The sequence below is a fragment of the Microcoleus sp. A2-C3 genome, from assembly GCF_036706065.1.
Classification (GTDB): Bacteria; Cyanobacteriota; Cyanobacteriia; order Cyanobacteriales; family Microcoleaceae; genus Microcoleus.
Window position 1 is genome coordinate 32401 of sequence record NZ_JAUBVX010000044.1, and the last position, 22399, is coordinate 54799.

At 44.2% G+C, this 22399-nt stretch carries 37 protein-coding genes; 23 read left to right on the top strand and 14 right to left on the bottom strand.

The genetic code is table 11. The features are described 5' to 3' along the window. Positions 1 to 115 precede the first annotated feature (115 nt). A complete protein-coding gene (locus QUB66_RS21775) occupies positions 116 to 1540 on the bottom strand; it encodes an NADP-dependent isocitrate dehydrogenase (RefSeq protein ID WP_265236815.1) in 1425 nt (474 codons plus the stop codon). 21 nt (positions 1541 to 1561) lie between these two features. Here QUB66_RS21775 and QUB66_RS21780 point away from each other — a divergent pair, with 21 nt between their 5' ends. Then, the gene (locus tag QUB66_RS21780) at positions 1562 to 1780 is read left to right on the top strand and encodes a hypothetical protein (RefSeq protein WP_332971271.1); all 219 of its coding nucleotides are present in this window, start codon (positions 1562 to 1564) and stop codon (positions 1778 to 1780) included. Positions 1781 to 1887: 107 nt separating this feature from the next. Here QUB66_RS21780 and QUB66_RS21785 read toward each other — a convergent pair whose 3' ends face one another. Further along, positions 1888 to 2502 carry a DedA family protein gene (locus QUB66_RS21785; protein WP_332970186.1) on the bottom strand — a complete coding sequence of 205 codons (615 nt, stop codon included), beginning with the start codon at positions 2500 to 2502 and terminating at the stop codon, positions 1888 to 1890. Positions 2503 to 2515: 13 nt separating this feature from the next. Between QUB66_RS21785 and QUB66_RS21790 the strand changes: the two genes are divergently transcribed. Both QUB66_RS21790 and QUB66_RS21795 read left to right on the top strand, forming a co-directional pair. Next, the gene (locus QUB66_RS21790) at positions 2516 to 2638 is read left to right on the top strand and encodes a hypothetical protein (protein ID WP_332971272.1); all 123 of its coding nucleotides are present in this window, start codon (positions 2516 to 2518) and stop codon (positions 2636 to 2638) included. Beyond that, positions 2635 to 2787 carry a hypothetical protein gene (locus QUB66_RS21795; protein WP_332971273.1) on the top strand — a complete coding sequence of 51 codons (153 nt, stop codon included), beginning with the start codon at positions 2635 to 2637 and terminating at the stop codon, positions 2785 to 2787. Before QUB66_RS21790 ends, QUB66_RS21795 begins: the two co-directional genes overlap by 4 nt. A 34-nt stretch (positions 2788 to 2821) precedes the next feature. On the opposite strand, the gene ahcY is transcribed toward QUB66_RS21795, so the two are convergent. Next, positions 2822 to 4099 carry an adenosylhomocysteinase gene (gene ahcY / locus QUB66_RS21800; protein ID WP_332970556.1) on the bottom strand — a complete coding sequence of 426 codons (1278 nt, stop codon included), beginning with the start codon at positions 4097 to 4099 and terminating at the stop codon, positions 2822 to 2824. Here ahcY and QUB66_RS21805 point away from each other — a divergent pair. Further along, the gene (locus tag QUB66_RS21805) at positions 4098 to 4397 is read left to right on the top strand and encodes a hypothetical protein (RefSeq protein ID WP_332970555.1); all 300 of its coding nucleotides are present in this window, start codon (positions 4098 to 4100) and stop codon (positions 4395 to 4397) included. The two genes, ahcY and QUB66_RS21805, sit on opposite strands and share 2 nt — an antisense overlap. 109 nt (positions 4398 to 4506) lie before the next feature. Here QUB66_RS21805 and QUB66_RS21810 read toward each other — a convergent pair whose 3' ends face one another. Beyond that, positions 4507 to 5109 carry a DedA family protein gene (locus tag QUB66_RS21810; RefSeq protein ID WP_332970553.1) on the bottom strand — a complete coding sequence of 201 codons (603 nt, stop codon included), beginning with the start codon at positions 5107 to 5109 and terminating at the stop codon, positions 4507 to 4509. 196 nt (positions 5110 to 5305) lie between these two features. Here QUB66_RS21810 and QUB66_RS21815 point away from each other — a divergent pair, with 196 nt between their 5' ends. Beyond that, a complete protein-coding gene (locus QUB66_RS21815) occupies positions 5306 to 5467 on the top strand; it encodes a hypothetical protein (protein WP_332970552.1) in 162 nt (53 codons plus the stop codon). On the opposite strand, the gene QUB66_RS21820 is transcribed toward QUB66_RS21815, so the two are convergent. From QUB66_RS21820 to QUB66_RS21830, 3 genes are all read right to left on the bottom strand, one after another. After that, positions 5454 to 5726, bottom strand: coding sequence for a hypothetical protein (locus QUB66_RS21820; protein ID WP_332970551.1), 273 nt, complete (start codon positions 5724 to 5726; stop codon positions 5454 to 5456). The genes QUB66_RS21815 and QUB66_RS21820 overlap by 14 nt on opposite strands. Before the next feature lie 33 nt (positions 5727 to 5759). Next, positions 5760 to 6461 (bottom strand): PEP-CTERM sorting domain-containing protein, encoded by a 702-nt coding sequence (locus tag QUB66_RS21825; protein ID WP_265236834.1) that lies wholly within the window; start codon positions 6459 to 6461, stop codon positions 5760 to 5762. Positions 6462 to 7089: 628 nt separating this feature from the next. Next, on the bottom strand, positions 7090 to 7689 hold the full coding sequence (locus QUB66_RS21830; protein WP_265236836.1) for a sulfite oxidase-like oxidoreductase: 600 nt from the start codon (positions 7687 to 7689) through the stop codon (positions 7090 to 7092). 111 nt (positions 7690 to 7800) lie between these two features. Between QUB66_RS21830 and QUB66_RS21835 the strand changes: the two genes are divergently transcribed. From QUB66_RS21835 to QUB66_RS21850, 4 genes are all read left to right on the top strand, one after another. After that, a complete protein-coding gene (locus tag QUB66_RS21835) occupies positions 7801 to 7965 on the top strand; it encodes a hypothetical protein (protein WP_265236838.1) in 165 nt (54 codons plus the stop codon). Positions 7966 to 8028: 63 nt separating this feature from the next. Beyond that, positions 8029 to 8292 (top strand): hypothetical protein, encoded by a 264-nt coding sequence (locus QUB66_RS21840; RefSeq protein ID WP_332970550.1) that lies wholly within the window; start codon positions 8029 to 8031, stop codon positions 8290 to 8292. Then, complete coding sequence (locus QUB66_RS21845) at positions 8289 to 8669, top strand: type II toxin-antitoxin system VapC family toxin (protein ID WP_265236842.1); 381 nt, start codon at positions 8289 to 8291, stop codon at positions 8667 to 8669. Before QUB66_RS21840 ends, QUB66_RS21845 begins: the two co-directional genes overlap by 4 nt. Positions 8670 to 8763: 94 nt before the next feature. Further along, complete coding sequence (locus QUB66_RS21850) at positions 8764 to 8985, top strand: hypothetical protein (protein ID WP_265236844.1); 222 nt, start codon at positions 8764 to 8766, stop codon at positions 8983 to 8985. A 74-nt stretch (positions 8986 to 9059) separates the two neighbouring features. On the opposite strand, the gene QUB66_RS21855 is transcribed toward QUB66_RS21850, so the two are convergent. Then, positions 9060 to 9317 carry a BrnA antitoxin family protein gene (locus QUB66_RS21855; RefSeq protein WP_265236846.1) on the bottom strand — a complete coding sequence of 86 codons (258 nt, stop codon included), beginning with the start codon at positions 9315 to 9317 and terminating at the stop codon, positions 9060 to 9062. Further along, a complete protein-coding gene (locus QUB66_RS21860; protein ID WP_332970549.1) occupies positions 9314 to 9577 on the bottom strand; it encodes a BrnT family toxin in 264 nt (87 codons plus the stop codon). Before QUB66_RS21860 ends, QUB66_RS21855 begins: the two co-directional genes overlap by 4 nt. Positions 9578 to 9714: 137 nt before the next feature. On the opposite strand from QUB66_RS21860, the gene QUB66_RS21865 reads away from it, so the two are divergent. The 4 genes from QUB66_RS21865 (at position 9715) to QUB66_RS21880 (ending at position 10823) form a co-directional block, all read left to right on the top strand. Continuing rightward, the gene (locus QUB66_RS21865; protein WP_332970548.1) at positions 9715 to 9930 is read left to right on the top strand and encodes a hypothetical protein; all 216 of its coding nucleotides are present in this window, start codon (positions 9715 to 9717) and stop codon (positions 9928 to 9930) included. After that, a complete protein-coding gene (locus tag QUB66_RS21870) occupies positions 9930 to 10190 on the top strand; it encodes a type II toxin-antitoxin system RelE family toxin (RefSeq protein ID WP_265236853.1) in 261 nt (86 codons plus the stop codon). Before QUB66_RS21865 ends, QUB66_RS21870 begins: the two co-directional genes overlap by 1 nt. Positions 10191 to 10321: 131 nt before the next feature. Then, positions 10322 to 10552, top strand: a complete 231-nt coding sequence (locus tag QUB66_RS21875) for a hypothetical protein (RefSeq protein WP_332970547.1) — start codon at positions 10322 to 10324, stop codon at positions 10550 to 10552. After that, positions 10527 to 10823, top strand: coding sequence for a type II toxin-antitoxin system RelE family toxin (locus QUB66_RS21880; RefSeq protein ID WP_332970546.1), 297 nt, complete (start codon positions 10527 to 10529; stop codon positions 10821 to 10823). The genes QUB66_RS21875 and QUB66_RS21880 overlap by 26 nt, the downstream gene beginning before the upstream one ends. A gap of 33 nt (positions 10824 to 10856) precedes the next feature. Here QUB66_RS21880 and QUB66_RS21885 read toward each other — a convergent pair whose 3' ends face one another. Continuing rightward, on the bottom strand, positions 10857 to 11432 hold the full coding sequence (locus tag QUB66_RS21885; protein WP_265236859.1) for a Uma2 family endonuclease: 576 nt from the start codon (positions 11430 to 11432) through the stop codon (positions 10857 to 10859). Positions 11433 to 11471: 39 nt separating this feature from the next. On the opposite strand from QUB66_RS21885, the gene QUB66_RS21890 reads away from it, so the two are divergent. From QUB66_RS21890 to QUB66_RS21910, 5 genes are all read left to right on the top strand, one after another. Next, positions 11472 to 11603 carry a hypothetical protein gene (locus QUB66_RS21890; protein WP_332970545.1) on the top strand — a complete coding sequence of 44 codons (132 nt, stop codon included), beginning with the start codon at positions 11472 to 11474 and terminating at the stop codon, positions 11601 to 11603. Positions 11604 to 11654: 51 nt separating this feature from the next. Next, positions 11655 to 11909, top strand: a complete 255-nt coding sequence (locus QUB66_RS21895) for a hypothetical protein (RefSeq protein ID WP_332970544.1) — start codon at positions 11655 to 11657, stop codon at positions 11907 to 11909. Then, positions 11906 to 12256 (top strand): type II toxin-antitoxin system PemK/MazF family toxin, encoded by a 351-nt coding sequence (locus tag QUB66_RS21900; RefSeq protein WP_332970543.1) that lies wholly within the window; start codon positions 11906 to 11908, stop codon positions 12254 to 12256. Before QUB66_RS21895 ends, QUB66_RS21900 begins: the two co-directional genes overlap by 4 nt. A gap of 136 nt (positions 12257 to 12392) precedes the next feature. Beyond that, on the top strand, positions 12393 to 12608 hold the full coding sequence (locus QUB66_RS21905; protein ID WP_332970542.1) for a hypothetical protein: 216 nt from the start codon (positions 12393 to 12395) through the stop codon (positions 12606 to 12608). After that, positions 12596 to 13015, top strand: a complete 420-nt coding sequence (locus tag QUB66_RS21910; protein WP_332970541.1) for a type II toxin-antitoxin system VapC family toxin — start codon at positions 12596 to 12598, stop codon at positions 13013 to 13015. Before QUB66_RS21905 ends, QUB66_RS21910 begins: the two co-directional genes overlap by 13 nt. Before the next feature lie 90 nt (positions 13016 to 13105). Here QUB66_RS21910 and QUB66_RS21915 read toward each other — a convergent pair whose 3' ends face one another. Together QUB66_RS21915 and QUB66_RS21920 are read right to left on the bottom strand one after the other, a co-directional pair. After that, positions 13106 to 13927, bottom strand: a complete 822-nt coding sequence (locus tag QUB66_RS21915) for a YqaE/Pmp3 family membrane protein (RefSeq protein WP_332970540.1) — start codon at positions 13925 to 13927, stop codon at positions 13106 to 13108. Between the two features lie 274 nt (positions 13928 to 14201). Next, positions 14202 to 14435: a hypothetical protein gene (locus QUB66_RS21920; RefSeq protein WP_332970539.1), complete on the bottom strand. Its 234-nt coding sequence runs from the start codon at positions 14433 to 14435 to the stop codon at positions 14202 to 14204. 540 nt (positions 14436 to 14975) lie between these two features. Here QUB66_RS21920 and QUB66_RS21925 point away from each other — a divergent pair. From QUB66_RS21925 to QUB66_RS21940, 4 genes are all read left to right on the top strand, one after another. Then, positions 14976 to 16352, top strand: a complete 1377-nt coding sequence (locus QUB66_RS21925) for an NACHT domain-containing protein (protein ID WP_332970538.1) — start codon at positions 14976 to 14978, stop codon at positions 16350 to 16352. Positions 16353 to 16837: 485 nt separating this feature from the next. Further along, positions 16838 to 17353 carry a CheB methylesterase domain-containing protein gene (locus QUB66_RS21930; protein ID WP_332970536.1) on the top strand — a complete coding sequence of 172 codons (516 nt, stop codon included), beginning with the start codon at positions 16838 to 16840 and terminating at the stop codon, positions 17351 to 17353. Between the two features lie 147 nt (positions 17354 to 17500). After that, positions 17501 to 18610 carry a glycosyl transferase gene (locus QUB66_RS21935; protein ID WP_332970557.1) on the top strand — a complete coding sequence of 370 codons (1110 nt, stop codon included), beginning with the start codon at positions 17501 to 17503 and terminating at the stop codon, positions 18608 to 18610. 166 nt (positions 18611 to 18776) lie between these two features. Beyond that, positions 18777 to 19193 carry a secondary thiamine-phosphate synthase enzyme YjbQ gene (locus QUB66_RS21940; RefSeq protein WP_332970535.1) on the top strand — a complete coding sequence of 139 codons (417 nt, stop codon included), beginning with the start codon at positions 18777 to 18779 and terminating at the stop codon, positions 19191 to 19193. On the opposite strand, the gene QUB66_RS21945 is transcribed toward QUB66_RS21940, so the two are convergent. Beyond that, the gene (locus QUB66_RS21945; protein ID WP_332970534.1) at positions 19180 to 19695 is read right to left on the bottom strand and encodes a heme-binding protein; all 516 of its coding nucleotides are present in this window, start codon (positions 19693 to 19695) and stop codon (positions 19180 to 19182) included. The genes QUB66_RS21940 and QUB66_RS21945 overlap by 14 nt on opposite strands. 458 nt (positions 19696 to 20153) lie before the next feature. Between QUB66_RS21945 and QUB66_RS21950 the strand changes: the two genes are divergently transcribed. Further along, a complete protein-coding gene (locus QUB66_RS21950) occupies positions 20154 to 21359 on the top strand; it encodes an EAL domain-containing response regulator (RefSeq protein ID WP_332970533.1) in 1206 nt (401 codons plus the stop codon). Positions 21360 to 21584: 225 nt separating this feature from the next. On the opposite strand, the gene QUB66_RS21955 is transcribed toward QUB66_RS21950, so the two are convergent. Beyond that, the gene (locus QUB66_RS21955) at positions 21585 to 22319 is read right to left on the bottom strand and encodes a hypothetical protein (protein ID WP_332970532.1); all 735 of its coding nucleotides are present in this window, start codon (positions 22317 to 22319) and stop codon (positions 21585 to 21587) included. Positions 22320 to 22399 lie beyond the last annotated feature (80 nt).

A 22399-nucleotide genomic window follows, 5' to 3' on the forward strand; every position in this document is an offset into this window, starting at 1 on the left:
GCGAGCCCACCCCACAAGTAATTTTATGCTTTTGGGCGGGCACGCGAACCCACCCAACCATAAAATTCACTCTTTGTGGAACGGGCTTCTAGCCCGTTCAAAAAATCTTTAAAACCTAATCAGCAAAGTGCTGAATAATCGCCTCCGCAAACTCAGAACACTTCAACTCAGGCACCGGCGGCTCCATCAACCTCGCCAAATCGTAGGTAACTTCACCATTAGAAATTGCCGCGCCCAAACCCTTCTTAATCAAATCTGCGGCTTCCTGCCATCCCATATATTCTAACATCATCACTCCCGACAAAATCAGGGAACCGGGATTGACTTTATCCAAACCAGCGTGTTTCGGTGCAGTGCCGTGAGTTGCCTCAAAAACAGCACATTCATCACCAATATTCGCGCCGGGGCCCATGCCCAATCCGCCGACAATGGCAGCAGCAGCATCGGACAAATAATCGCCGTTCAAATTCATCGTCGCCAAAATCGAATATTCGCCCGGTCGAGTTTGAATTTGTTGGAAAATACTGTCAGCAATGCGGTCATTGACCATGATTTTTTCCTTCCATTGCCCGCTGCCGTGACTTTCCCAAATTGCCGACAGAACATCGGCAACTTCTTTACAAATTACGGCTTGTTTTTCGGGAGTCAAAGCATCGTAGCCCGGATCTATTTGGCGGGCATTGTCTTCTAAGCTAATGTCGGGATTGCGTTCTTTGTTGCTGAGAATCCAAGACTCTCTTTCTGTCACACACTCAGTGCGATATTCGGTGGTTGCTAACTCGTAACCCCAATCTCGGAAGGCTCCTTCGGTGTATTTCATGATGTTGCCTTTGTGCACCAATGTTACTTGCTGCTTTTCTTTCGGCAACCGCAAAGCGTGGGTCATTGCCCGCCGCACTAAGCGTTGAGAACCGCTTTTGCTAATTGGTTTAATTCCGATTCCTGAATCGAGGCGAATTTGTTTTTTGCCGTGTTCTGGTGTGGCCGGAATTAACTCATTATTGAGATATTCAATTAGTTTGAGGCCGATTTCGCTGCCTTCCTTCCATTCAATTCCCAGGTAAATATCTTCTGTATTTTCCCGGTAAATAATTACGTCTAGCAGTTCGGGAGTTTTGTGCAATGATGGGGTTCCATCGTAATATTTGCAGGGCCGCACGCAGGCGTAGAGGTCAAAGATTTGCCGCAATGCTACGTTGAGCGATCGAATTCCGCCACCGATTGGGGTTGTCAGAGGCCCTTTGATGGCGACTCCGTACTCTTTGATGGCGTCTAGGGAATCTTGGGGCAAATATTGGTAAGTACCGTAGACATCGCAGGCTTCGTCACCTACATAAATCTTGAACCAGTTAATTTTTCGCTGGCCGCCGTAAGCCTGTTCTACTGCGGCATCCATGACTTTCTGCGATGCTGGCCACAAGTCTACGCCCGTACCGTCGCCGCGTATGAAGGGGATAATTGGGTCGTTGGGGACGATCGGCAAACCGTCTTTGAAGGTAATTTTAGAACCAGTGGTCGGGGCTACAATCTTTTCGTACATATCTTAATAGTGCGGATACCAATGTTCCCTATTTTGCCACGATTATACCAGAAGGAAGAAGGAAGAGGGAAGAAGGAAGAAGGAAGAGGGAAGAAGGAAGAAGGAAGAGGGAAGAAGCGATCGGCTGCCGGTCACTGTGCTAATCTGGCGATCGTAAATTTAAAACTAAATTTAAAATTAAATTTAAAAAAAGTAGCAAAGATAGCAGAAGTTTCTCTCCGTTATATGTGTATCTTTTGATGCTACTTTTTGGGACATCGTGCAAGCAAGTCACAATGATGATTGTTTTTTAACCGCAGATGACAGCACATGAACACAGATAAACGCAGATAATTTTGAGGATATCTTTATTTGCGATATTTTTCCTTCTGCATATTTTTCTTGATAACCCACAAAATAAATCCGATGACAACAATCACCACAACTATTTTGGAAACAGGAGCAAGATATTCATCTACACGTTCATAATTTTCCGCTAGTTTATATCCGGCCAAGGTTAGAAAACTTACCCATAGAATAGTCCCGCCTGTTGAGTATGCCAGAAAGGGAATTAAAGGCATATTGTTGATGCCTGCGGGCAGGGAAATCAGGGTGCGGACTCCCGGTACGAGGCGACACAAAAATACGGCTTTGTTGCCGTGTCTGGTAAACCATCTATTTGCTTTGTCAATATCGGCGCCGGATACTGCGATCCATTTGCCGTATTTGTCGGCTAAATCTCTCAAGCGTTCTTCGCTCAATAATTTACCCGCATAGTACCAGGGAAGCGCTCCTAAAACTGTGCCAATTACTCCAGCAGCGATCGCCGGTGACAACTGCATATCGCCCTTGGATGCGGTGAATCCTGCCAGGGGCATAATCAATTCTGAGGGGATGGGCGGGAACAGGTTTTCTAAGAACATCAACAGTCCAATGCCCAGATAGCCCATCGACTGCATTGTGTTAGTTATCCATTCAACCATTTTGATTTAATAATTGGTAATAGGTACAGTAGAAGGAAGAAGGAAGAAGGAAGAAGGAAGAAGGAAGAAGGAAGAAGGAAGAAGGAAGAAGGAAGAAGGAAGAAGGAAGAAGGCCCTTCGGCTTCGCTCAGGGTGAAAAGAAGGAAGAAGGAAGAAGGAAGAAGAAGGAAGAAGAAGGAAGAAGGAATGAATGCTCGTTCCAAGGCTTTGCCTGGGAACGCATATATAGAGGCTCTGCCTCGACTGCGAACCAGGGAGGCAGAGCCTCCGTCTATTCATTCCTAGGCTCTGCCTAGGAACGATAAACGAGAAGCTATGATTAAGTTCCCGAAGTCCAGGAGTTGGTGTACTCAATTTGCTCGGCTGTCAAGGTATCAATGTGAATTCCCATTGCTTCCAATTTGAGACGCGCAATTTCCTTGTCAACATCAACAGGAATTGAATGAATTCCTGCTTCTAACTTGCCTTTGTTTTTGACTAGATATTCAGTGGCTAAAGCTTGGTTAGCGAAGCTCATATCCATGACGGCGCTGGGGTGTCCTTCGGCTGCTGCCAAGTTGATCAAACGGCCTTCGCCCAAGACAATAACCGACTTGCCATTATTGAGACGGTATTCTTGAGTGAAAGAGCGAACTGTTTTTACGCCGGTGCTTTTTGCGCCGAGGGATTTGAGGTCGATTTCAATGTCAAAGTGACCGGAATTGCAAACCATTGCGCCGTCTTTCATGGTGTCGAAATGTTCGGCACGAATGACGTGTTTGTTGCCGGTAACGGTGATGAAGATATCGCCGACTTTTGCTGCTTCGTCCATTGGCATGACGCGGAAACCGTCCATCACTGCTTCGATCGCCCGAATCGGATCGATTTCGGTGACAATTACGTTAGCGCCCATTCCGCGGGCGCGCAGTGCCGTGCCTTTGCCGCACCAACCGTAACCTGCAACCACAATATTTTTGCCGGCTAACAAAATGTTGGTAGCGCGGATAATTCCGTCTAGGGTAGATTGACCGGTGCCGTAGCGGTTGTCGAAGAAGTGCTTGGTGTCTGCGTCGTTGACGTTCATGGCGGGGAAAGTCAGCACGCCGTCTTTCAACATCGCCCGCAAGCGCACGATGCCGGTGGTGGTTTCTTCGGTGGTTCCGATCAAGTCGGCAATTTGGTTCGGGCGGTGCTGAATCAGGGCTGCTACTACGTCGCTGCCGTCGTCGATGATAATGTTGGGGCGGTGGTCGAGGGCTGTGTTAACGTGCCGTTCGTAGGTAGCTGCGTCTTCTCCTCTGAGGGCGAAGACGGAAATGCCGTAGTCTTCAACTAAGCAAGCTGCTACGTCATCTTGGGTGCTCAAGGGGTTGCTAGCGATGAGTACAGCGTCTGCACCGCCCATTTTCAGGGCGATCGCCAAATGGGCTGTTTCTGTGGTTACGTGGCAGCAAGCTGAAATACGGATGCCTGCGAAGGGCTTTTCTTTAGCGAAGCGTTCTTGAATTTGGCGCAATACTGGCATTTCGCGGCCGGCCCACTCGATGCGTTGCTTTCCCAACGGGGCGAGGGACAAGTCTTTTACTTCGTGTTTAATCTTGACGGATGTAGCTACCATGTATGTTATTTCCCAGAAATTATCAAGCCTTGTTAGTTTTAGCAGATTTACCTATCTGCGGGCAAGTGCTGCGATTTTAGTCGATCGCGAAAAGGCGGTGCTAATCTTAAATTTTGATTGTGTGCGATCGACCAATTTGCGAGATCAGCACCGGGGAGTAACCCACACAGCCAGAGTCAGTCGATTTGAGATTTTAGATTTTAGATTAACTCCACAGATGAATCTGGAATCTTCAACTTTGGTCTCAAACCTTACTTGCGGGCGGACTGAATCTTTTTTATTAAGTAAATCCACCTAACTAAACGTCAAATACGGATCGCGATCAAGCTTGCTGTGTATGTCTTCTTCCTTCTTCCTTCTTCCTTCTTCCTTCTTCCTTCTTCCTTCTTCCTTCTTCCTTCTTCCTTCTATTTAGGGCGGCGTTCTTGAATTATATGAATAATCGAAGGCACAAAAGAAAGTACAATTATTACGCCAACAATCGGCAGTAAATATTTATCAACTTGATCGGGAGGAATCATCTTTCCCAGATAATAACCCAGCAGCGTTAGCCCCACCGTCCACAGAAAGCCGCCGATCAGGTTGTAAAACATAAAAGTTTTGTATTTCATTGCCGCCACTCCCGCCACTATCGGCGCAAAAGTGCGGACAATTGGCATAAATCTCGCCAATACAACTGCTTTTTGACCGTGTTTTTCGTAGAAGTTTTCGGTTTTTTCTAAATATTCTTTCTTAAACAGCCACGAATCTTCCTTGTTAAATAAGCGACGGCCCCAACGGTGTCCGGTTGCATAGCCAACATTATCGCCAGCCACCGCGCAGACAAAACACCCAAAAATTAGCGTCCCAATATTCAGAGAGTTGGGCCCAGATGCTACAATTCCAGCAGCAAACAGCAAGCTGTCTCCCGGCAGAAAAAAACCGAACAGCAATCCCGATTCCGCGAACACAATAGCCCAAATTCCCAAATAACCGAAGGTTTTAATCAGTTGCTGCAAATCAAAATTCATTTTTTTACTTTTCCGGGAAATTAACTAATATCATGTCCGCTCGATTATCCTAACAAAAACCGATCGCGCGCGCCCCATGCAAGTCCTCCGCGTGAGAGCGGACTCCAAGACGGGCGAACCTGACGCGCGATCGGTCAATCGATCGGACATTATATAAACGGTAGATAATGGATTCTTTCGATATAGTTATCCGCTATTGCAGCCCCTCGAAGCACCGGTGCGCCGGACAAAAACTAGGGTGGGGATTCAAGCGGAGTGCGATCGGGCGGAGATTAAAATTCCTCAACCCGTACCGGTGAATTTATACGACTTCCACTCATCGAACAAGTCTGCATCTAATTCAGCTAGCGACGCATAGTTAAGCTGCGAGAGGGGGAGATGGGGAGAGTGGGAGATAGAAAGAGTGGGAGATAGAAAGAGTGGGAGAGTGGGAGAGTGGGAGAGTGGGAGAGTGGGAGAGTGGGAGATGAGGAGAGTGGGAGATGCGAAAAATCCTCTTTCTTCCCTCTTCCTTCTTCCCTCTTCCTTCTTCCTTCTTCCTTCTTCCTTCTTAAATCAAGCAAAAGGCGAGCCGATTTCCCATCAGCGCGCCTGCAAATCCTATTCTTTTTTGTCAAACGTAATTTAGCCGATCGTTCTGATTGAAAAAATTAGGAAGCCGTCTTGCTAGCGCGGCGGCGGCGTGCTGCAACCAATCCGCCCAAACCGAGAGCCAAACCAGTCATTGTAATCGGTTCGGGAACTGCTTCTGCGCTCACGGTGAAGTCTTGGAAGTCTGCGTCGTTACGGTTACCGCGATCGTCAAAAGAGATTAGCGTGCCTTCGTTAGACAGAGAAGCTGTTCCGTCTGTGTAACTTCCGGCCGCTTGGAAGACGTTCGTTGTTTCTTTGCCTAGTGCGCTCCACAGTGACGAAGCCCCACCAAACACGGCTTGCTGGCTGCCGCCGAAGCCAGTGTTGAGGGCCGAGGTCGAGTAGACAGTGCCGTTGCCGCCGCTGTTGAGTCCCAAAGTATAAACTTGATTTGCCAGGAATGTGAAGACTGCCGAGCCTGAGCCCAAGACTGTATTGCCCAGAGATCCTTTCCATTCGTTTTCCCACTGGTTGTCTGAGGATTTAGTTTCCGAAAACAGTGTGCTAACTAGAGATGTCGCCGAGTCCTTCACGCTGTAAATTCCCAAAGAGGAAGTGTAGGCACCGTGAGACTCTTTGAAGTTAAACCTGACATCTGTATTTTGGGTGAAGGTGATACCGTTGGTACCAAAGGAGAAGGCTTGGGCTGGAGCGGAGACACCTAATAAAGCGGTGGCGGCTGCGGTAGCGGTTAGGGCGGATAAGAGTTTGGCGTTCATAATTTTTTTCTTTTGTGCGAAGGTCTTTTAATAATTTAATTATCTGATACTTTATTTGTGTTTTTTCATTTGATGTGGATTTTGACAGACTCTTTATTAAGCCTTTACAAATCCTTTATAAATGCTGTCGATCGCATCGGCAAGCGGGCGATTGCTCCCTAAAAACAAACAGAAAATAATTATCAAGATTGTGGCTATAAAGCTTGATTTTGCGGTCATTGGAGCAGGAACCTGCCCAACTGATTTGGGTCTGGTTGATCCTAATTTTTGATTTTATTCCAAGTCTAAATTTTTCACAACCAACACTTACGTATAAACACTGTCAGTTCCGCGAAATCTGACAGTTATAAAAATTTTATATTAACCAAAAACTGGGAAGATTTGTTTTTGGGGACTTGCCTGTGGGAGTTAAATTAGTCGATAGCTCCGTTAAATTACGTACAAACTGCGATCTTTGGGTTTAGGTCTTGCCGTTGAACTACAGAGAACCCGGGCCGTGACAGATCCCAAAGATGCGATCGATAGTGGCTTTCTGCTTTCAAAATTGCCAAACAGCAGATTGTCATCAGAAATCACCATATTACAGAAACTCTTGGCAAGCCCTAATCGCGATCGATCGTCTATCGCATCAAAAAAGACCGCTGTAGCGTTCCTCAGCCCAAGGTTCGCCCCTCCGGTGGTAGCCGTTGCGTTCCCAAAAACCGAGTTGTTCGGTTTCTGTAAACTCCAGGCCGTTAATCCATTTGGCGCTTTTCCAGGCGTACAGGTGCGGAACTACCAGTCGCATCGGGCCGCCGTGGTCGGGGGATAGCGGTTCGCCGAAGACGGTGTGGGCGAAAAAGTTTTCTGATCGGAGGAAGTCGGCGATCGCAATATTAGTAGTGTAGTCGCCGTAGCAGTGTTCAACGATGTGCAGGGCTTTGGGATCGACTTCTACATAGTTCATAAAATCCGTGACTTTGACTCCCGTCCACTGCACGTCGAGTTTTGACCAGTGGGTGACGCAGTGAAAATCCGCAGTAAAGTTAGTTTGGGGCATGGCCTGGAAGTCTGACCAAGTGAAGGTTTTTGGTTTTGCCAATCCCCAGACTTTAAATTCCCAAGTCTCAATGCTGACGGAGGGTGTATCGCCATAAGTCAGAACGGGAAAGCCGTTGGCGAGGTATTGACCGGGGGGGACGCGATCGCTATTGTCTGATTCTGGCTTGCGAAAAAATTTGCCCTGCATTTATTCAAGCTCTACAGTAAATGACTGCAATCCTCAGTATAACTTAGGGAGAACTACAAACAACAATTTTACCCGTGGGTAATTTACCGCTTTTTACCGAACTTGCAATGCTTGACTGTTGCGCGTTTTCGTCGCCAAAATAATGCTGAGGAACATTTGCGAATTATTGAAAAATTGCTGCCGCGAGTGGAATTTGCGATCGCTTTTGGGGTAAGGAAAGCAGCATTTAGTAAATCGTGCAGGATAACAGAAGTGCGATCGCACTCGATAGACTGAGTTTTGCGAAAAATTCCGTCTGAGAGCTATGATATAAAAGTCAGAGAGAATCTGGTATTGATTATGCTACGCACATTTGAGGCTCTACTGAAAGGAAAGTTTTTAGAGTGGACGAACGATGCTCCGCAACAGAGCGATCGCCCGCTGAAAGTTTACGTGACTTTGTTAGAGGAAAAGTCTAGTATAAGTGCAGAATGTCGCCGTCAAAAAATAGTTGAAATCTTGGAAAAGCTGGCGGCGAGTCAGGCTTTTGAAGAAGTCACAAATCCGGTTGCATGGCAGCGAGAGATGCGTCAAGATCGTCCGCTTCCTGGTAGGGATGAATGATGCTACTTGATAGTAACATTATTATCTACGCTTCTCAACCGGAACACGCCCAGATTCGGCAGTTTATTAGCGAGATCGAAATAACAGTATCCGCAGTTAGTTATGTTGAAGTGCTTGGCTACCACAGACTAACTGAAGAGTCTCGCCTACACTTTGAGGAATTTTTTGGGGTGGTTGAGGTTTTACCTATTTCCCAAGCTGTACTCGATCGCGCTGTCACACTGCGACAAATGAGGAGGATGACACTTGGCGATGCTATTATTGCAGCAACCGCTTTGCTGTACGGTTTGACTTTAGTGACGCGAAATATAGAGGATTTTCAATGGATTGCTGAACTGACGCTGATTAACCCGTTTGAGGCTGAATTAGGCAGTTAAGGTCGATCGCACTTTGGGAAGAAAAAACCATCGCACTTCCAGCCAAAATCAGTATATATTAGAGTTAGAGCTAAAAAATACCAGTAAAAAGTCTATGCCGACTTATAATGAGGTACTAACTCAAGTTCAACGCCTCGCCCTGTCTGACCAACTCCGATTATTAGAGGAATTGAGAAAGATCATTCATCAGGAGGTTGAAGTTGAAGGCGATGATGAGGTGGTTTCAGTCCAAGAAATAGCGGAAAGTCAAGCAGCATTGGCAGATTATTTCGCGGGGCGCGATCGGGGAATATCTTCAAAAGAACTTAAGTTGTGACTCAGATTGGTTCTCGTGGTGATGTCTATAAATAAGGGCGATCGCACTTTGGGAAAAAAAGGGCGATCGCATATTTATTGACTGCTTTTTACGTGATGTTCCACATAAGAGCGCAGCACGGCATTCATTAGAGATTGATAACCTTTTCCTTGACTTTTAAACCAATCTAATACATCGCTATCAACTCTTAAAGAAATAGCTTGTTTTGTGAGGGGTTTTACCAGTTTAGCTTGTTCCCAAAAACTCGCATCTAACTCAGGAATATCAGAGGTATCGATCGCAGATTCTGGAATATTTTCTAATTCTTCAAGTCGTTTGGGCGAGATAGTCATAGTAGGTATTTTTTTCTTGATGAGTGGCTTTTCTTGCAGAGATGATGCGGATACACTCCATTTCTTTCAGTATGCGCTACAGTGACGATAACGACACCTTGTATGGCACCAATACTGATTTCTCGGATTTCTCCGTAGTCGAAACGCTCATCAATGGTATTAAAAACGATTCCGTCAAAGATTTCTTGAGCTTCTTCAAAGCTAATGCCATGTTTTTTGAGATTTTGGGCGTTTTTATTTTCATCCCATTCAAACTGCATAGTGTATATACAAAACGTATCTACTTATAATATAGCATAACCAGATCGCGCTTTGGGAAGAAAAGGGCGATCGCCTGAGCAAGATTCACTCAAGCCCGGTATAATTTATTAAAACTCCCAGATACTAGGAGATTAAGATGCAAGTCAAAGACATGACAGTTGAGCAACTGCGGGACTTAATTCGGCATACCGTTGAACAGTGTTTAGAAGAATATTTTGGCGATCCTGATTCTGGTTTAGAAGTTAAGGAAGAAGTCAAGCTGAAATTGTTGGATTCAATCAAGGTAAAACAAGCCGGAGAAAGTAGCATCGAACCTGGGGAAGTTTATCAAAAACTTGGCATGAAATCGTAATGAGCTATTCGGTTGATTTGACAGCAGAAGCTCAGGTTAACCAAGAAAGATTGACTCCGGCGGTGCGGGAACGTATAGGTAATAAAATCAATTGGTTGGCTGAAAATTTTGAACAAATTACTCCTATGCCTTTGTCCGCTAATCTGGCAGGTTTCTTTAAGTTAAGAGTGGGTGATTATCGCGTAATTTATACTTTCAATGAGGAGTTAAGGGTTATTAGTGTTCACCAGATTGGACACCGGAGAGAAATTTATGATTAAGTTAAGGGCGATCGCGCTTTAGGAAAAAAAGGGCGTACTTTGGGAAGAAAAGGGCGATCGCAAAAGCGAAATTTCAGACTATCTGGTATAATCAGGCAGGTAGCTCTAATAATTTTCAATAGCTATGAACTATGAAAACTCAAGAACTTCGCCAGAACCTTAAGCAATCGATAGATAGCTTATCTCCTGAACGGCTGCTCGTTGTGGCTGATTTTTTAGCTTACTTAGCAGAACGTGAAAGCAATGAAGCTACGGTGGAATTATTGAAAATTCCAGGTTTTCTGGAAGCTTTTAATAAAGCCAGAAGAGATGTAGCAGCAGGTAAGGTGACGACCGTTGAGCAACTCAAACGAAAATATTGATGAAAATCTGAATTTTTATTCAGTGGTTCTTAGCTTTGATGCTCAGGAGTTTTTTGAAGAAGCATCGGCATCTTTACAACGCAAGCTAGATAGATGTTTTGAGATGTTGAAAACTGACCCTCGCAGTCATCCAAATATTAAGCAACTCAAAGGCGAATTAGCTGGATACTATCGCTATCGCGTTGGAGATTATCGGGTTGTTTATGACATTGATGATGAGCACAAGCGTGTGGTTGTGACTATTATCGCTCATCGTCGTGAAGTGTATTAGGGGGCACTTTGGGAAGATCAGGGATCTCGCACTTTACCAAATCGACTCAAGACTCAGCACAAATCCGGGAAGAACATCTTCACCTGATAAAGTAGCAGGCGACGACAGCACTTCAACTTCTGCGCCCTGACGATAAATTTCAACTTGTCGAGACTTGCGGTTAATTAACCAACCCAAACGCGCACCATTGTCTCGGTACTCTTTCATCTTATCCTGAGTTTCTTTCAAGCTATCGCTCGGAGACATTAACTCGACTACAAAATCAGGACAAATGGGGGGAAATTTCTTTTTTTGTTCGGAAGTAAGAGCATTCCAGCGTTCTAATGTTACCCATGCAGCGTCAGGCGCTCTATTTGCACCATTAGGAAGTTTAAAACCACCCGATGAATCAAACACTTTACCCAGTTTATTTTGCTCGTTCCAAATCCAAACCTGTGCAGTTAATCCTGCATTGCTGTTGCTAGTCTCTCCTCCTGCTGGTGACATGATAATTAATTCTCCTTTCGCTGTTCGTTCCAGTCTAATATTCTCATTTTCCTGACAAAGTTGAAAAAACTGTTCGTCTGTCAGCTTAACGATAGGGTTGAGGTTGAGGGTGAGGGTACTCATAGCGGTATTTTATAGCGGGCTAAACGACCTTTATTAAGGATGGTAGCATATCAAGTAAGTCTTGAGGGCGATGTTCTATCTAATCAAAATAGAGCGAGCGGTTTGGGGCGATCGCGCTTTGGGAAGAAAAGGACGTACTTTGGGAAGATAAGGGCGATCGCACTTCCCTAGATCCTAAATTGCTATAATAACAATTAGCCAAAAAATCTCAACATAAAGCCTATGTCTACTTATAGCGAGGTACTGAGTCAGGCTCAAAGTCTCACTCCTGACGAGCAACAGCAGCTTTTAGAAGTATTGTCAGCATTGATGCGCGATCGGGTAAGAACCCAAACTCAGGGTAAACGATCGGAAATTGATGCAGCACTGATTGAAATGGCACAAGATCCAGAGTATCAAGCTCAAGTGCTACAGATGGAGGCTGAGTTTGCGGTAGCGAGTTGGGAAGCGTTGCAATTGAGAGAATCTCCTGTATGAACCGGGGAGAAGTCTATGATGCTCGACTTGAACCTGTTGAGGGTTCTGAACAAGGAGGAAGTCGTCCTGTTATCATCGTTAGTCGAGCTACAATCAATACATATAGCCCTGTAGTTTTGGCTATTCCCTGCACTACTTATCAAACTGGTAAACGAGTTTATCCCACTCAGGTATTAATTAAAGCTCCCGACGGCGGATTAACCAACGATTCTATCGCTATGGCAGATCAAGTACGGGTATTATCTAAACCTCGTTTATTGGGTTTACGAGGAATGCTTAGTGATGAAGCAATACTTCTGCTGAATCAAGCTCTATTAATTGCGTTGGATTTGCCTGGTCAAGTTTAATTGCACTTTGGGAAGAGAGGGCCGATCGCACTTTGGGAAGAAAAGGGCGTACTTTGGGAAGAAAAGGGCGATCGCGCTTCCCTAGCTCCTCAATTGCTATAATAACAATCAGCCAAAAAATCTTAATGCAGAGTCTATGTCTACTTACAGCACGGTACTAACTCAGGTTCTAAAACTTGCACCAGATGAGCAACTGCGACTCATCTCTGAATTGTTTGCACATATTCGTCAACGGGTGATTCTATCACCCAAGCGCAGTATTTTAGAATTGGAAGGTTTGGGTAAAGAAATTTGGAATGGGATTGATGCTCAAGAATATGTGAATCAGGAACGAGATTCATGGAATGGATAGCTCAGCTACAAGGACAAGTTGTTGGATTGGATACTGCGCCGCTGATTTACTTCATTGAGCAAAATCCTACCTATTTGGAAATGATGAGGTTTTTCTTTAGAGCCTTCGATCGCGGTGAGTTTAGAATAGTGACATCAACAGTAACACTCGTAGAAGTTCTAGTCTATCCGCTGCGACAGAGAAACACAATCCTGGCTCAAGAATATCGTGAAGTCCTGCTTAATCAAGAAAGTTTGACTGTTGTTGAAGTGACTCCAGATATTGCTGAAATAGCGGCACAACTTCGAGCTACTTACAATTTGCGATCGCCAGACGCTATTCAAATGGCTACAGCGATCCATGAGGGTGCTTCGTTTTTCTTGACAAATGACGCGCGATTGCCATTTTTGCCGGGTTACAAGTGTTAGTGTTGGAGAATTTGAGAAGTTGAGGGATGATTGTTGGAGTAGAAAAGGGCGCGCTTTGGGAAAATAAGGGCGATCGCGCTTCCCGACTGCTTAACTTCGATCGTGATTATAAACCAGCCAAACAGCGTGGATCATGCCGGGAATCCAGGTAAAAACGAGTGTGAGCACCAGATTTATCCAAAAATGAATGCCAAGCCCAACCGTCAAAAATACGCCTAGCGGGGGAAACAAAATCGCAGCGACTACGTGCAGCACTGGAACGGGGCCTGGCGTATTATCAGTCAGACTCCTGTCATTAACTACAATGTAATCGCTTAGCTTTTTTTGGAATAATAACGGATGGTAATTTTTCAAATAACTAAGATTTTTACGATCTACATTTGGAAATTTGGCTAATACAATTTCTTCATTTATTTCCCAATTCTCATCTAAGAAATTATTTTTTTGATATTCTGGTACAGTCTGTTTTAAATAATCTTCTAGTGTAAAATACATCGTTCTAATCTCTTCTAGTAGCAGTTTATATTCCAACCATTTTTTAGCTTTTTCTGGCTTCACCAGCTTATACCTAGTAATAATATAATTGAGTTTTTGAAGACAAATCAAAGATTCTAACACTCTTCTTTCAGCACAGTTAATATAGCCTAAATGGAGTATTTGGAAAATAGAAGCTGTATATATTACTAAATCTCCACTGTACATTTCACAAGCGATATTACAGTAGCTTTCAACTGATATTTGTGGGAGTAATCTTATTACTTCCAAATATTCTTCACAATTTTTTAGCCCTTCCCAGTGATTATTATTACCGAAATTATCTAATGCTTGATATCGCAAATCATTAGCTTGGCTTGCCATTTCCCTATGACGCTCTTGTGCTGCTGGATAGTCAGTACCAAATTCATTATACATAGTGCTTTATTCCTTGTTAAACTCTCATTAACTAATATAAAAATCAATAAACTATGTATTGAAGTCGCTTTTTGACGATTTTTTATGTAGATTGAATGAAGCGATCGCCCCCTGCACCCTCTCCCATCCTTTGCGCTAGCGCATGGTAGATTCTCAAGAGCGATCGCCTAACCTTTAACTTTTCCTGTAAATGTTGGCGATCGCAACTTTTATCAATCAATCCTTCATGTTCTAAAGCGTAGTTGCGTAGAAATTCGCTTTACGCCAAGCTTCATCAGGATTTTTCATTGAGTCTTTTGGTTTGCAAGAGAAGCTTAATTGCTTTCTTTGCTTCTGCATCACCGTCTTTAGCAAGTTCCTCTAGCTGTGTAAAAGTATTACCTTTAACATCGCCTGGATATTCATATTGAATTTTGGACAGTCCAAAATCTTTCTTGATTTGGCGCAACTGATCATAAGTGTAGTCGCCACCAAACTTTTCTATGAGTGCTTCTGCTTGTTTTCCCATTTTTCGCTTAATATTAGTGAATGTACAAATCCTTTATCCTTAGACACTGGCTTTTATTCGGCAATCGTAATAACGATCGCCCCTTGCACCCTCTTCCCATTCTTACTATTCGGCTGGTGCATTACACTTAGTCAATGCACAATACGCATAATTAAATATTACCCATGTGGGTAGTTCTCCCGAATAAAGGTTTTAGCTTCTTTCAAAAGTTCTCTGTATTCCATTTCGTCTTTTGTATCACTAAAGTGATTTTCTAGGTGACGATGGAAATGGGTTCGGATATTCCGATCCCTATCATTGTCATCGCTAATCCCACAAGCCTTCATTGCGTCATCAAAACGCTTATTCGCTGCTGTATTACTACCCATTTTAATCCTTATTGAGTTTTCAAAAGTGCGGGAATTAATCAATAATTTTAAGTTTCTAACTTTTGAGTCAGTCAGTCAAGTCGGAAAGATCGGGACTTTACTGAGCCGACAAGATCGGAAAATGTCGGAAAGATCGGGTAAAATACTAGAAACTAAAGCTAATCCGTAACTTATGGACGTTGAAGCAATCCTGAAACTCGCTGACGAGCTAGTTTTCTCTAAAACAGGGAAACACTTAGAATATTTGCAAGAAGCTATACTCCGGGGCGCGATAGAAGATCAGAAATATTCCGAAATTGGAGAAAAATCCCATTTGAGCGAGGGTCATATCAGGGATGTCGCTTGCGAATTATGGAAAATACTTTCGGATGTTTTGGACGAGAATGTTAGTAAAGCAAATATTCGTTATATCTTGAAAAAAGGTAACTCTTATCATGTCTCATCAGCTATTGGCAAAAGTTTTGTAGGGATTAATAACGTCAACATTTGTCAAGAAAAAGCGAGAAGTCCAACACCTCCCAAAAACCCTCCACAAACCCCAACTCAACCCCAGATCGACTTAGGCGACGCACCCGAAATATTCACCTTCTTCGATCGCACTCCCGAACTCTCCACCCTCGAAAACTGGATAACACAGCAACGCACTCGCCTCATCGCACTCCTCGGAATCAGCGGCATCGGCAAAACAACCCTCTCCCTCGGCCTCATCAACCAAATCAAAACCGGCTTCGATTACATCATCTATCGCAGCCTCCGCTTTTCCCCAACCCTAGAAGCAACCCTCACCAACCTGCTGCAAATCTTTCCCCAACCAACAGAAACTCCCCAAAACACAGACACCAAAATTTCCCAACTCCTCAACCACCTACGCAACAATCGCTGTCTGATTGTCCTCGATGACGTGCAAATGCTTTTTTGTAGCGGACAACCCCCAGGAGAATACAAATCTGACTGTGAAAATTATCAGTTATTTTTTAAACTTATTGCCGAAGTTTGTCATCAGAGTTGTTTGCTGTTGAATAGTTCCGAAAAACCTAGAGAATTTGTCCGCTTAGAAAAAGCATATCATCCCGTTCGCTCCTTTGAATTGGGAAGTTTAGGAATAGCAGCTAAAGATATTTTGCAGTCAGAAAAGTTATCCGATGAGGAAACATGGGAAACATTGATTGATATTTATCAAGGCAATCCCCTGTGGTTGGAGTTGACTGCAACCCTGATTCGAGAATTATTTGGCGGTAGCGTTGCCCAGTTTTTGCAGTGCGAAATGCCGATTTTAGATGAAGGGTTACAATCTCAGTTATCTCAACAATTTCAGCGCTTGACTCCGCCGGAATTGGCAGTGGTGACTCACTTTGCCAGTCAAGCTGAACCTGTTGCTGTGTCGTATTTATTCAATAAAATAGCGTTGTCGCCGGCTGAGTTAGTCAATGCAGTGCGATCGCTCAGAAATCGGTTTTTGTTGGATGCAGTGGAAGAGGAAAAGATAACTTTGTTTAGTTTGAATCCCGTGTTGAGACACTACGTGCAAAGTCGGTATGTTTCTAATTGATGTCAAATTAGGTTGATAAACGCGAGCTTCGTAAGCTGTTCTACATTTAAATTGTGTGTCAAAAATCAATAAAATGCTTGTGGGATGGGCATCTTGCCCGTCCCGAATATGCAATTTAAATGCTCAACAGCTTAGGGAAACGGCAGTGTCCATTGGTGTAAACTTAAGTTTGAAATCTTTTGTATTTCTAGTTTATAGCCCAATACGGTTTACTTACCGTTGATGATATTCGGCAGCTAGTAAGTTGGCTGGCAATTGTTGACTATCCAATAAACTTGTAATCAAACGATATCTAATTTCTGCTATTTGGTTGTTTAAGTTTTCAATTGTGTACTCGATTACTCTGATTTGTATGGGTTCAAATCATTTTTTTTTGATTGGCATGGCTGGCGCAGGTTCCATTGATTTTGTCAATATAAAACACTTCAAAAACTTTTTGAGAAAGTGCTGCTACTGTACCTCATAAACCTGGAATACGCTGTATTTTGCAGGATTTGCTGGCTAATTTCTCTTTACCAATCGTAATTGTGCAGCTTATGCCGCCAGTTTTTACGAAGCGTTTGACCGATCGCCTGACCGAAAAGTGCAAGATTAGAGTGGAGGAAGCTGTGACGGGAGGTATTCTGGAACCGGGAGTTGTTTGGATTGCGCCGGGAGATTACCATCTGGTACTGGAAAAACAGGGTTTTGGAGTGCGAATTTGCACGCATCAAGAGGCGCGGGAAAATTCTTGTCGCCCTGCCGTTGATGTGCTGTTTCGATCGACTGCTAAGATTTATGGTGCTGGGGTTTTGGGTGTGGTGTTGACTGGAATGGGGCAAGACGGGCTGCGCGGTTGTCAAAATATTCGGGAGGCTGGGGGTAAGATTATTGTTCAAGATGAGGCTAGCAGCGTTGTCTGGGGGATGCCGGGAAGTGTGGTTAATTCTGGTTTTGCCGATCGAGTGGTATCCTTACAAGACATAGCAGCCGAAATTATCGATCGAGTTATTAGTCATTAGTCATTAGTTATTAGTTATTAGTTATTAGTTATTAGTCTACCAATAACTGATAACAAACAACCAGCAATGAATGCCCAATGCCCAATGCCCAATGCCCAATGCCCAATGCCCAATGCCCAATGCCCCATTCCCAATTCCCTATTAACAATGTCTCGACCAACATTATATATTGCCATCACCAATCACGGATTCGGTCACGCTGTCCGAGTTTCCTCCGTAGCTGCAAAAATTCAAGAATTAAATCCAGATATTTTACTAATCATCACAACAACTGCACCTCGCTGGCTGCTAGAATCTTACATTACTGGCGACTTTATCCTCCGTCCCCGCGCTTTAGATGTGGGTGTCGTGCAAGCTGATAGTTTGCATATGGACAAAGAGGCGACGCTGGAAAAGTTGCGCGAAATTCGGAAAAACCAAAATTCGATAATTGCGGGCGAAGTTAATTTTATCAAGCAAAATCGGGTGGGTTTGGTGTTGGCAGATATTCCTCCTTTGGCAACGCTAATGGCGGCCTCGGCTGGGGTTCCTTGCTGGATGATGAGCAATTTTGGCTGGGATTTCATCTATCGAGATTGGGGCGGGGAGTTTGTAGAAATGGCAGATTGGATTGGTGAATGTTTCGGAAAGTGCGATCGGCTTTTTCGCCTGCCTTTGCACGAACCGATGCCAGCTTTCCCGAATATTCAAGATGTCGGCTTGACGGGCGGCAATCCTCGCTACAGTAACGATGAAATTCGGAAAGTATTCGGAATTAAATCACCGCTGGAAAAAACTGTGTTGCTGACTTTTGGCGGCTTGGGTTTAGAAGCAATTCCTTATCAAAATTTACAGTTATTTAGCGATTGGCAATTTATTACTTTTGATGGGGGAGCTCCCGATTTGCCGAATTTGATTAGAGTCAAAAGTCAGGAGTTTGCACAATCTTTCCCAATTTTACCGCGCCCGGTTGATATGATGCCTGTCTGCGGGCGCTTGGTTTCTAAACCGGGATACAGCACTTTTTCGGAAGCTTTGCGCTTGGAAATACCTGTTGTTTCTATTATGAGAGAAGGTTTTGCGGAAGCTGCGGTGTTGTTGGAGTGGCTTGAAAATTATGCGGAACATCAAGTTGTGACGGCGGCGGAGTTTTTTGAGGGGGATTGGGGGTTTTTGCGACAGCCGCTGCATCCGCCGCGTTTGTCGGATAAGTTGGATAAAAATGGTACTGAGGCGATCGCCCAAGCTGTTGTAGAATATTTTCAAGATGGCGATTAGGATGATGGTGATTTCTGATCTAAAATCCCAATGGATAAATCTTTGATTGATTCCACCGCAGATGCAAGGCAGATATACGCAGATATACGCAGATATTTTCCTGATCGGAAAGCGATTGAATGCAATGCAAGTCTAATTTAGTCTAAAATCTAAAATCTAAAATCGAATGCTTCATCATCAACAAATACTCAGAATTCAAACTACAGGGAAGTCTCTGTGCAACATCACTCCTAAGATAGAAGATGCGGTGGCGAATTCGGGTATTGAAACGGGACTTTGTAGCTTGTTTTTGCGCCACACTTCTGCTAGCTTGGTGATTCAAGAAAATGCTGACCCGGATGTACTTCAGGATTTGGCTAACTTTTTGGCTAAACTTGTACCGGAAGGCCCGAATTACATTCACGATGCGGAAGGCCCCGACGATATGCCGGCGCACATTCGCACTGCGCTAACTCATACTTCCGAACAAATCCCGATCGCGCGCGGTAGATTATTGTTAGGAACTTGGCAGGGAATTTATCTCTGGGAACACCGCCAGCGCGGTAACATTCGCGAATTAGTCGTTCACGTCAGCGGCGTTTGATCGGAATTTGTACCTCGCTGATTTTAGTGGCTTCCGCCGTCATCGGGGAATTGTAAAAAAAGCGGCGCGGCGGCCCGACTATTTCGTATTCGGGATGTTCTTGAAGCCAATCTTTGAGTTTCTGGAGGTTATTTTCGTAACTTTCCCAAGTGTACGCCCCGCGCGCGCCAATACTGACAACTGTCATCGGTGAAGTATCCGTGACTTCCACAGCAGAGTTAACGCTACTGGGGGCGATGTTTGGTGCGGGATACAGGAAGGAAACTTCTGCAACCGGAACTTTATCGATTTGCTCGGAATTTTCTGTGTAGCGCGCTTCTACTGGCGTTGTCATCGCAATTTGATTGTTGCTGATGTGTTCAAATAAGGGATTGAAGGCGATTCCTGTAGCTTGTCGCAAATCGCCTGCGTGGGTGTAGGTGACAGCGCGGTACTGAGGATATTGCTTAACTTCTATGACGCCAATCTGTGCCGGCTCAGGGAATCCACTAGGTAATGTCATTTAGATTTTAGATTTTAGATACTTAGGCTTTGCTCAGTACAAGTTTGAGATTTTAGATTTGACACTAAATAATGAGGCAATACTTACTCTGCAAGGGTTTGCTAGTTACTTGCCGTTGCGTTTGTTTGGGCAACTGCTATAAATAGGCTGAGATTGTTTGCAGCCGATCGCTCTAGTGGCACAACCATTTTAGCAGTTATTCAGGGCGCTGCTAACTGGCGATCGCCTAGAATTAGTTGAGAGATTTCTGACTTAACCTCGTAATAATACGGACGGCGCTAAGTAAGCAGAGAAACATCAATCTAGTTGTCCTTAAAAAATTAGCGTTTTTTAGGGGTGTCTGCTATTTATGTCGGAAAATATTCGGCTGTGCCGATCGAGCTGTGCATTTTCAGTTATAGCCACGGCGATCGCGCTCAGCAACGCCGTTCAATTATATCGCTTTCAGGGAATGACACATGAAAAAGATTCTAGTGATTGAAGACGATCGAGTAATTCGGGAGAATATTCTCAAACTCCTCAAAGCCGAAGGTTTCGACGTGACGGGTGCAGAAAATGGGGCGCTGGGTTTAAACGCCGCGGTGTCAAGTCTTCCCGACGTGATTCTTTGCGATGTGATGATGCCGGAACTTGACGGGTACGGGGTGCTGGTGGCCTTGCGATCGCATCCTGTTACTGCTACAGTACCTTTTGTTTTTCTGACCGGTAAAGCCGATCGCTCTGAAGTGCGGCAAGGTATGGAATTGGGAGCAGATGATTACCTAACTAAACCTTTTACTAAAGCTGAGCTTGTGGGCGCGATATCCAGCCGCTTGAAAAAACAAGCAGCTTTTGTCGAACAGCAGTATAATTTGCGATCGCAAAGCAACGAATTGCTGCAAGAAGCCGCCGATAAATTAGAGCAGATCAAAACAAGTTTGTGCGATGCTCTGGAACGAGAAGAATTCCAAGTTTACTATCAGCCGCAGGTCAATGTCCAGACTGGAAAAATTATGAGCGCTGAAGCTTTAGTGCGCTGGCTGCATCCCGAAAAAGGGCTGATTTCGCCCGCAGAATTTATTCCAGATGCCGAAGAAACTGGCTTCATTATACAATTGGGCGAGTGGGTTTTGCAGACAGCTTGCAGACAAATACAGATTTGGCAAAATGCGGGTTTTTCCTTGCAGCAGGTAGCGGTGAATCTGTCGCCGCGCCAATTTCACCAACCAGAACTCAGCAGCAGAGTTGCTGAAATTTTAGCAGAAATTGGTTTGGCACCTAGCAGTTTGGAATTAGAGCTGACTGAAAGTTTGATGGTGGAGGATGCCGAAAGTGCGATCGCGACTTTGCAGCAATTGAAAGATTTGGGAGTTTCTATCTCTATTGACGATTTCGGCACTGGCTATTCTTCTTTAAGCTATCTGACGCAATACCCCTTTGATGTTTTAAAGATCGATCGCTGTTTTATCAGCAATATCACCGACGGTTGCACAAATGCAGCGATTGTCAAAGCTATTATTGAAATGGCACACAGTCTCTGTCTTGAGGTAATTGCCGAAGGAGTTGAAACTGAAGCAGAAAAAGATTTTCTCTGGCGCTACGAATGCGATGCGATGCAAGGATATTTGTTCAGTCCTCCTGTACCGGCTGCGGATTTTGAAAAGTTGCTGGTAGAAGGGAAATAAGCTGTACTGCATCTAGATTGTGTATGGTGTTGGAGAGTCCGATGAGGGGAGAGAGTTCGATGGAGAGCGGGGGAGAGGATTTTTGATGGTCAGCGATAAACACCTTAACGTTCCCAATCACCCGCCGCAGATAACCTCGGACGCTCAACAGATAACCTCTCGGCGGTCGGTGTGCATTGGGGTTGTTAGACTCCTGGCAACCTCTACATAAGTTGATTGCTGATATTAGCTGCTTGTTTTCCCTTCTGCAGATAGGCTTATACCTGCTGCTTTAAGATGGTTCACTAGGCTTTCCCAGTCAGTTCCACTCCAAACATCAGAATCATATTCTTCGGAATATCTTGAATATTGTTTGGAGAAAATAAATTGAAAAAATGACTTCCAACTTTCGCAAAGATATGGTAGATGTTGCTTTGTTTTTTCATAAAGCTCATCGAGGATAGCTGGTGTGCCAGAAGCAGCATATATCTGCTTATTTTCCTGAACAGCCTTAAGAACTTTTTGAATATCCGATACTGAAAAGCACCCAGCCATTGGAAGAATCAGTGATGCGCCTAAGCTTTCCGCACTTCGATAACCACCTGCTTCTGAATATAGAATGACAGCTTGGTCAGCAAACTCCGGTTGTGGTGTAGATTTGATGATACTTATCTGTATTTCTGAAGAAAGTTCCTTAAACCCTTCAACAATAATTGGTTTCAGATCATCAACCACCATAGCTTCAAAAACTGAATTACGAATACTAGGTATTTTAAGGCTTAATTGAGTCACCGCTTTTAGGTGAGTTTTAGTAGATTCATCTAACCAATTCCAACATCGTGGATCTGATCCAAGCAATCCAAAAACGTTAGGTAAGCGACTTTCCTCTAAAGATTCTACAATAGTCAAAAGTTTTGTCCTCATCCGTTCTTCATAGACATCTGGATAGCGCCTAGAAATAGCTTGCAAAGCTAAGATCATCTGTCAGGGCTATTTCATTCTAAACAGATCTTTGAGTATGCTACAACTAAAGCCAGCGAGACGTTGAGCTTGAGCCATGT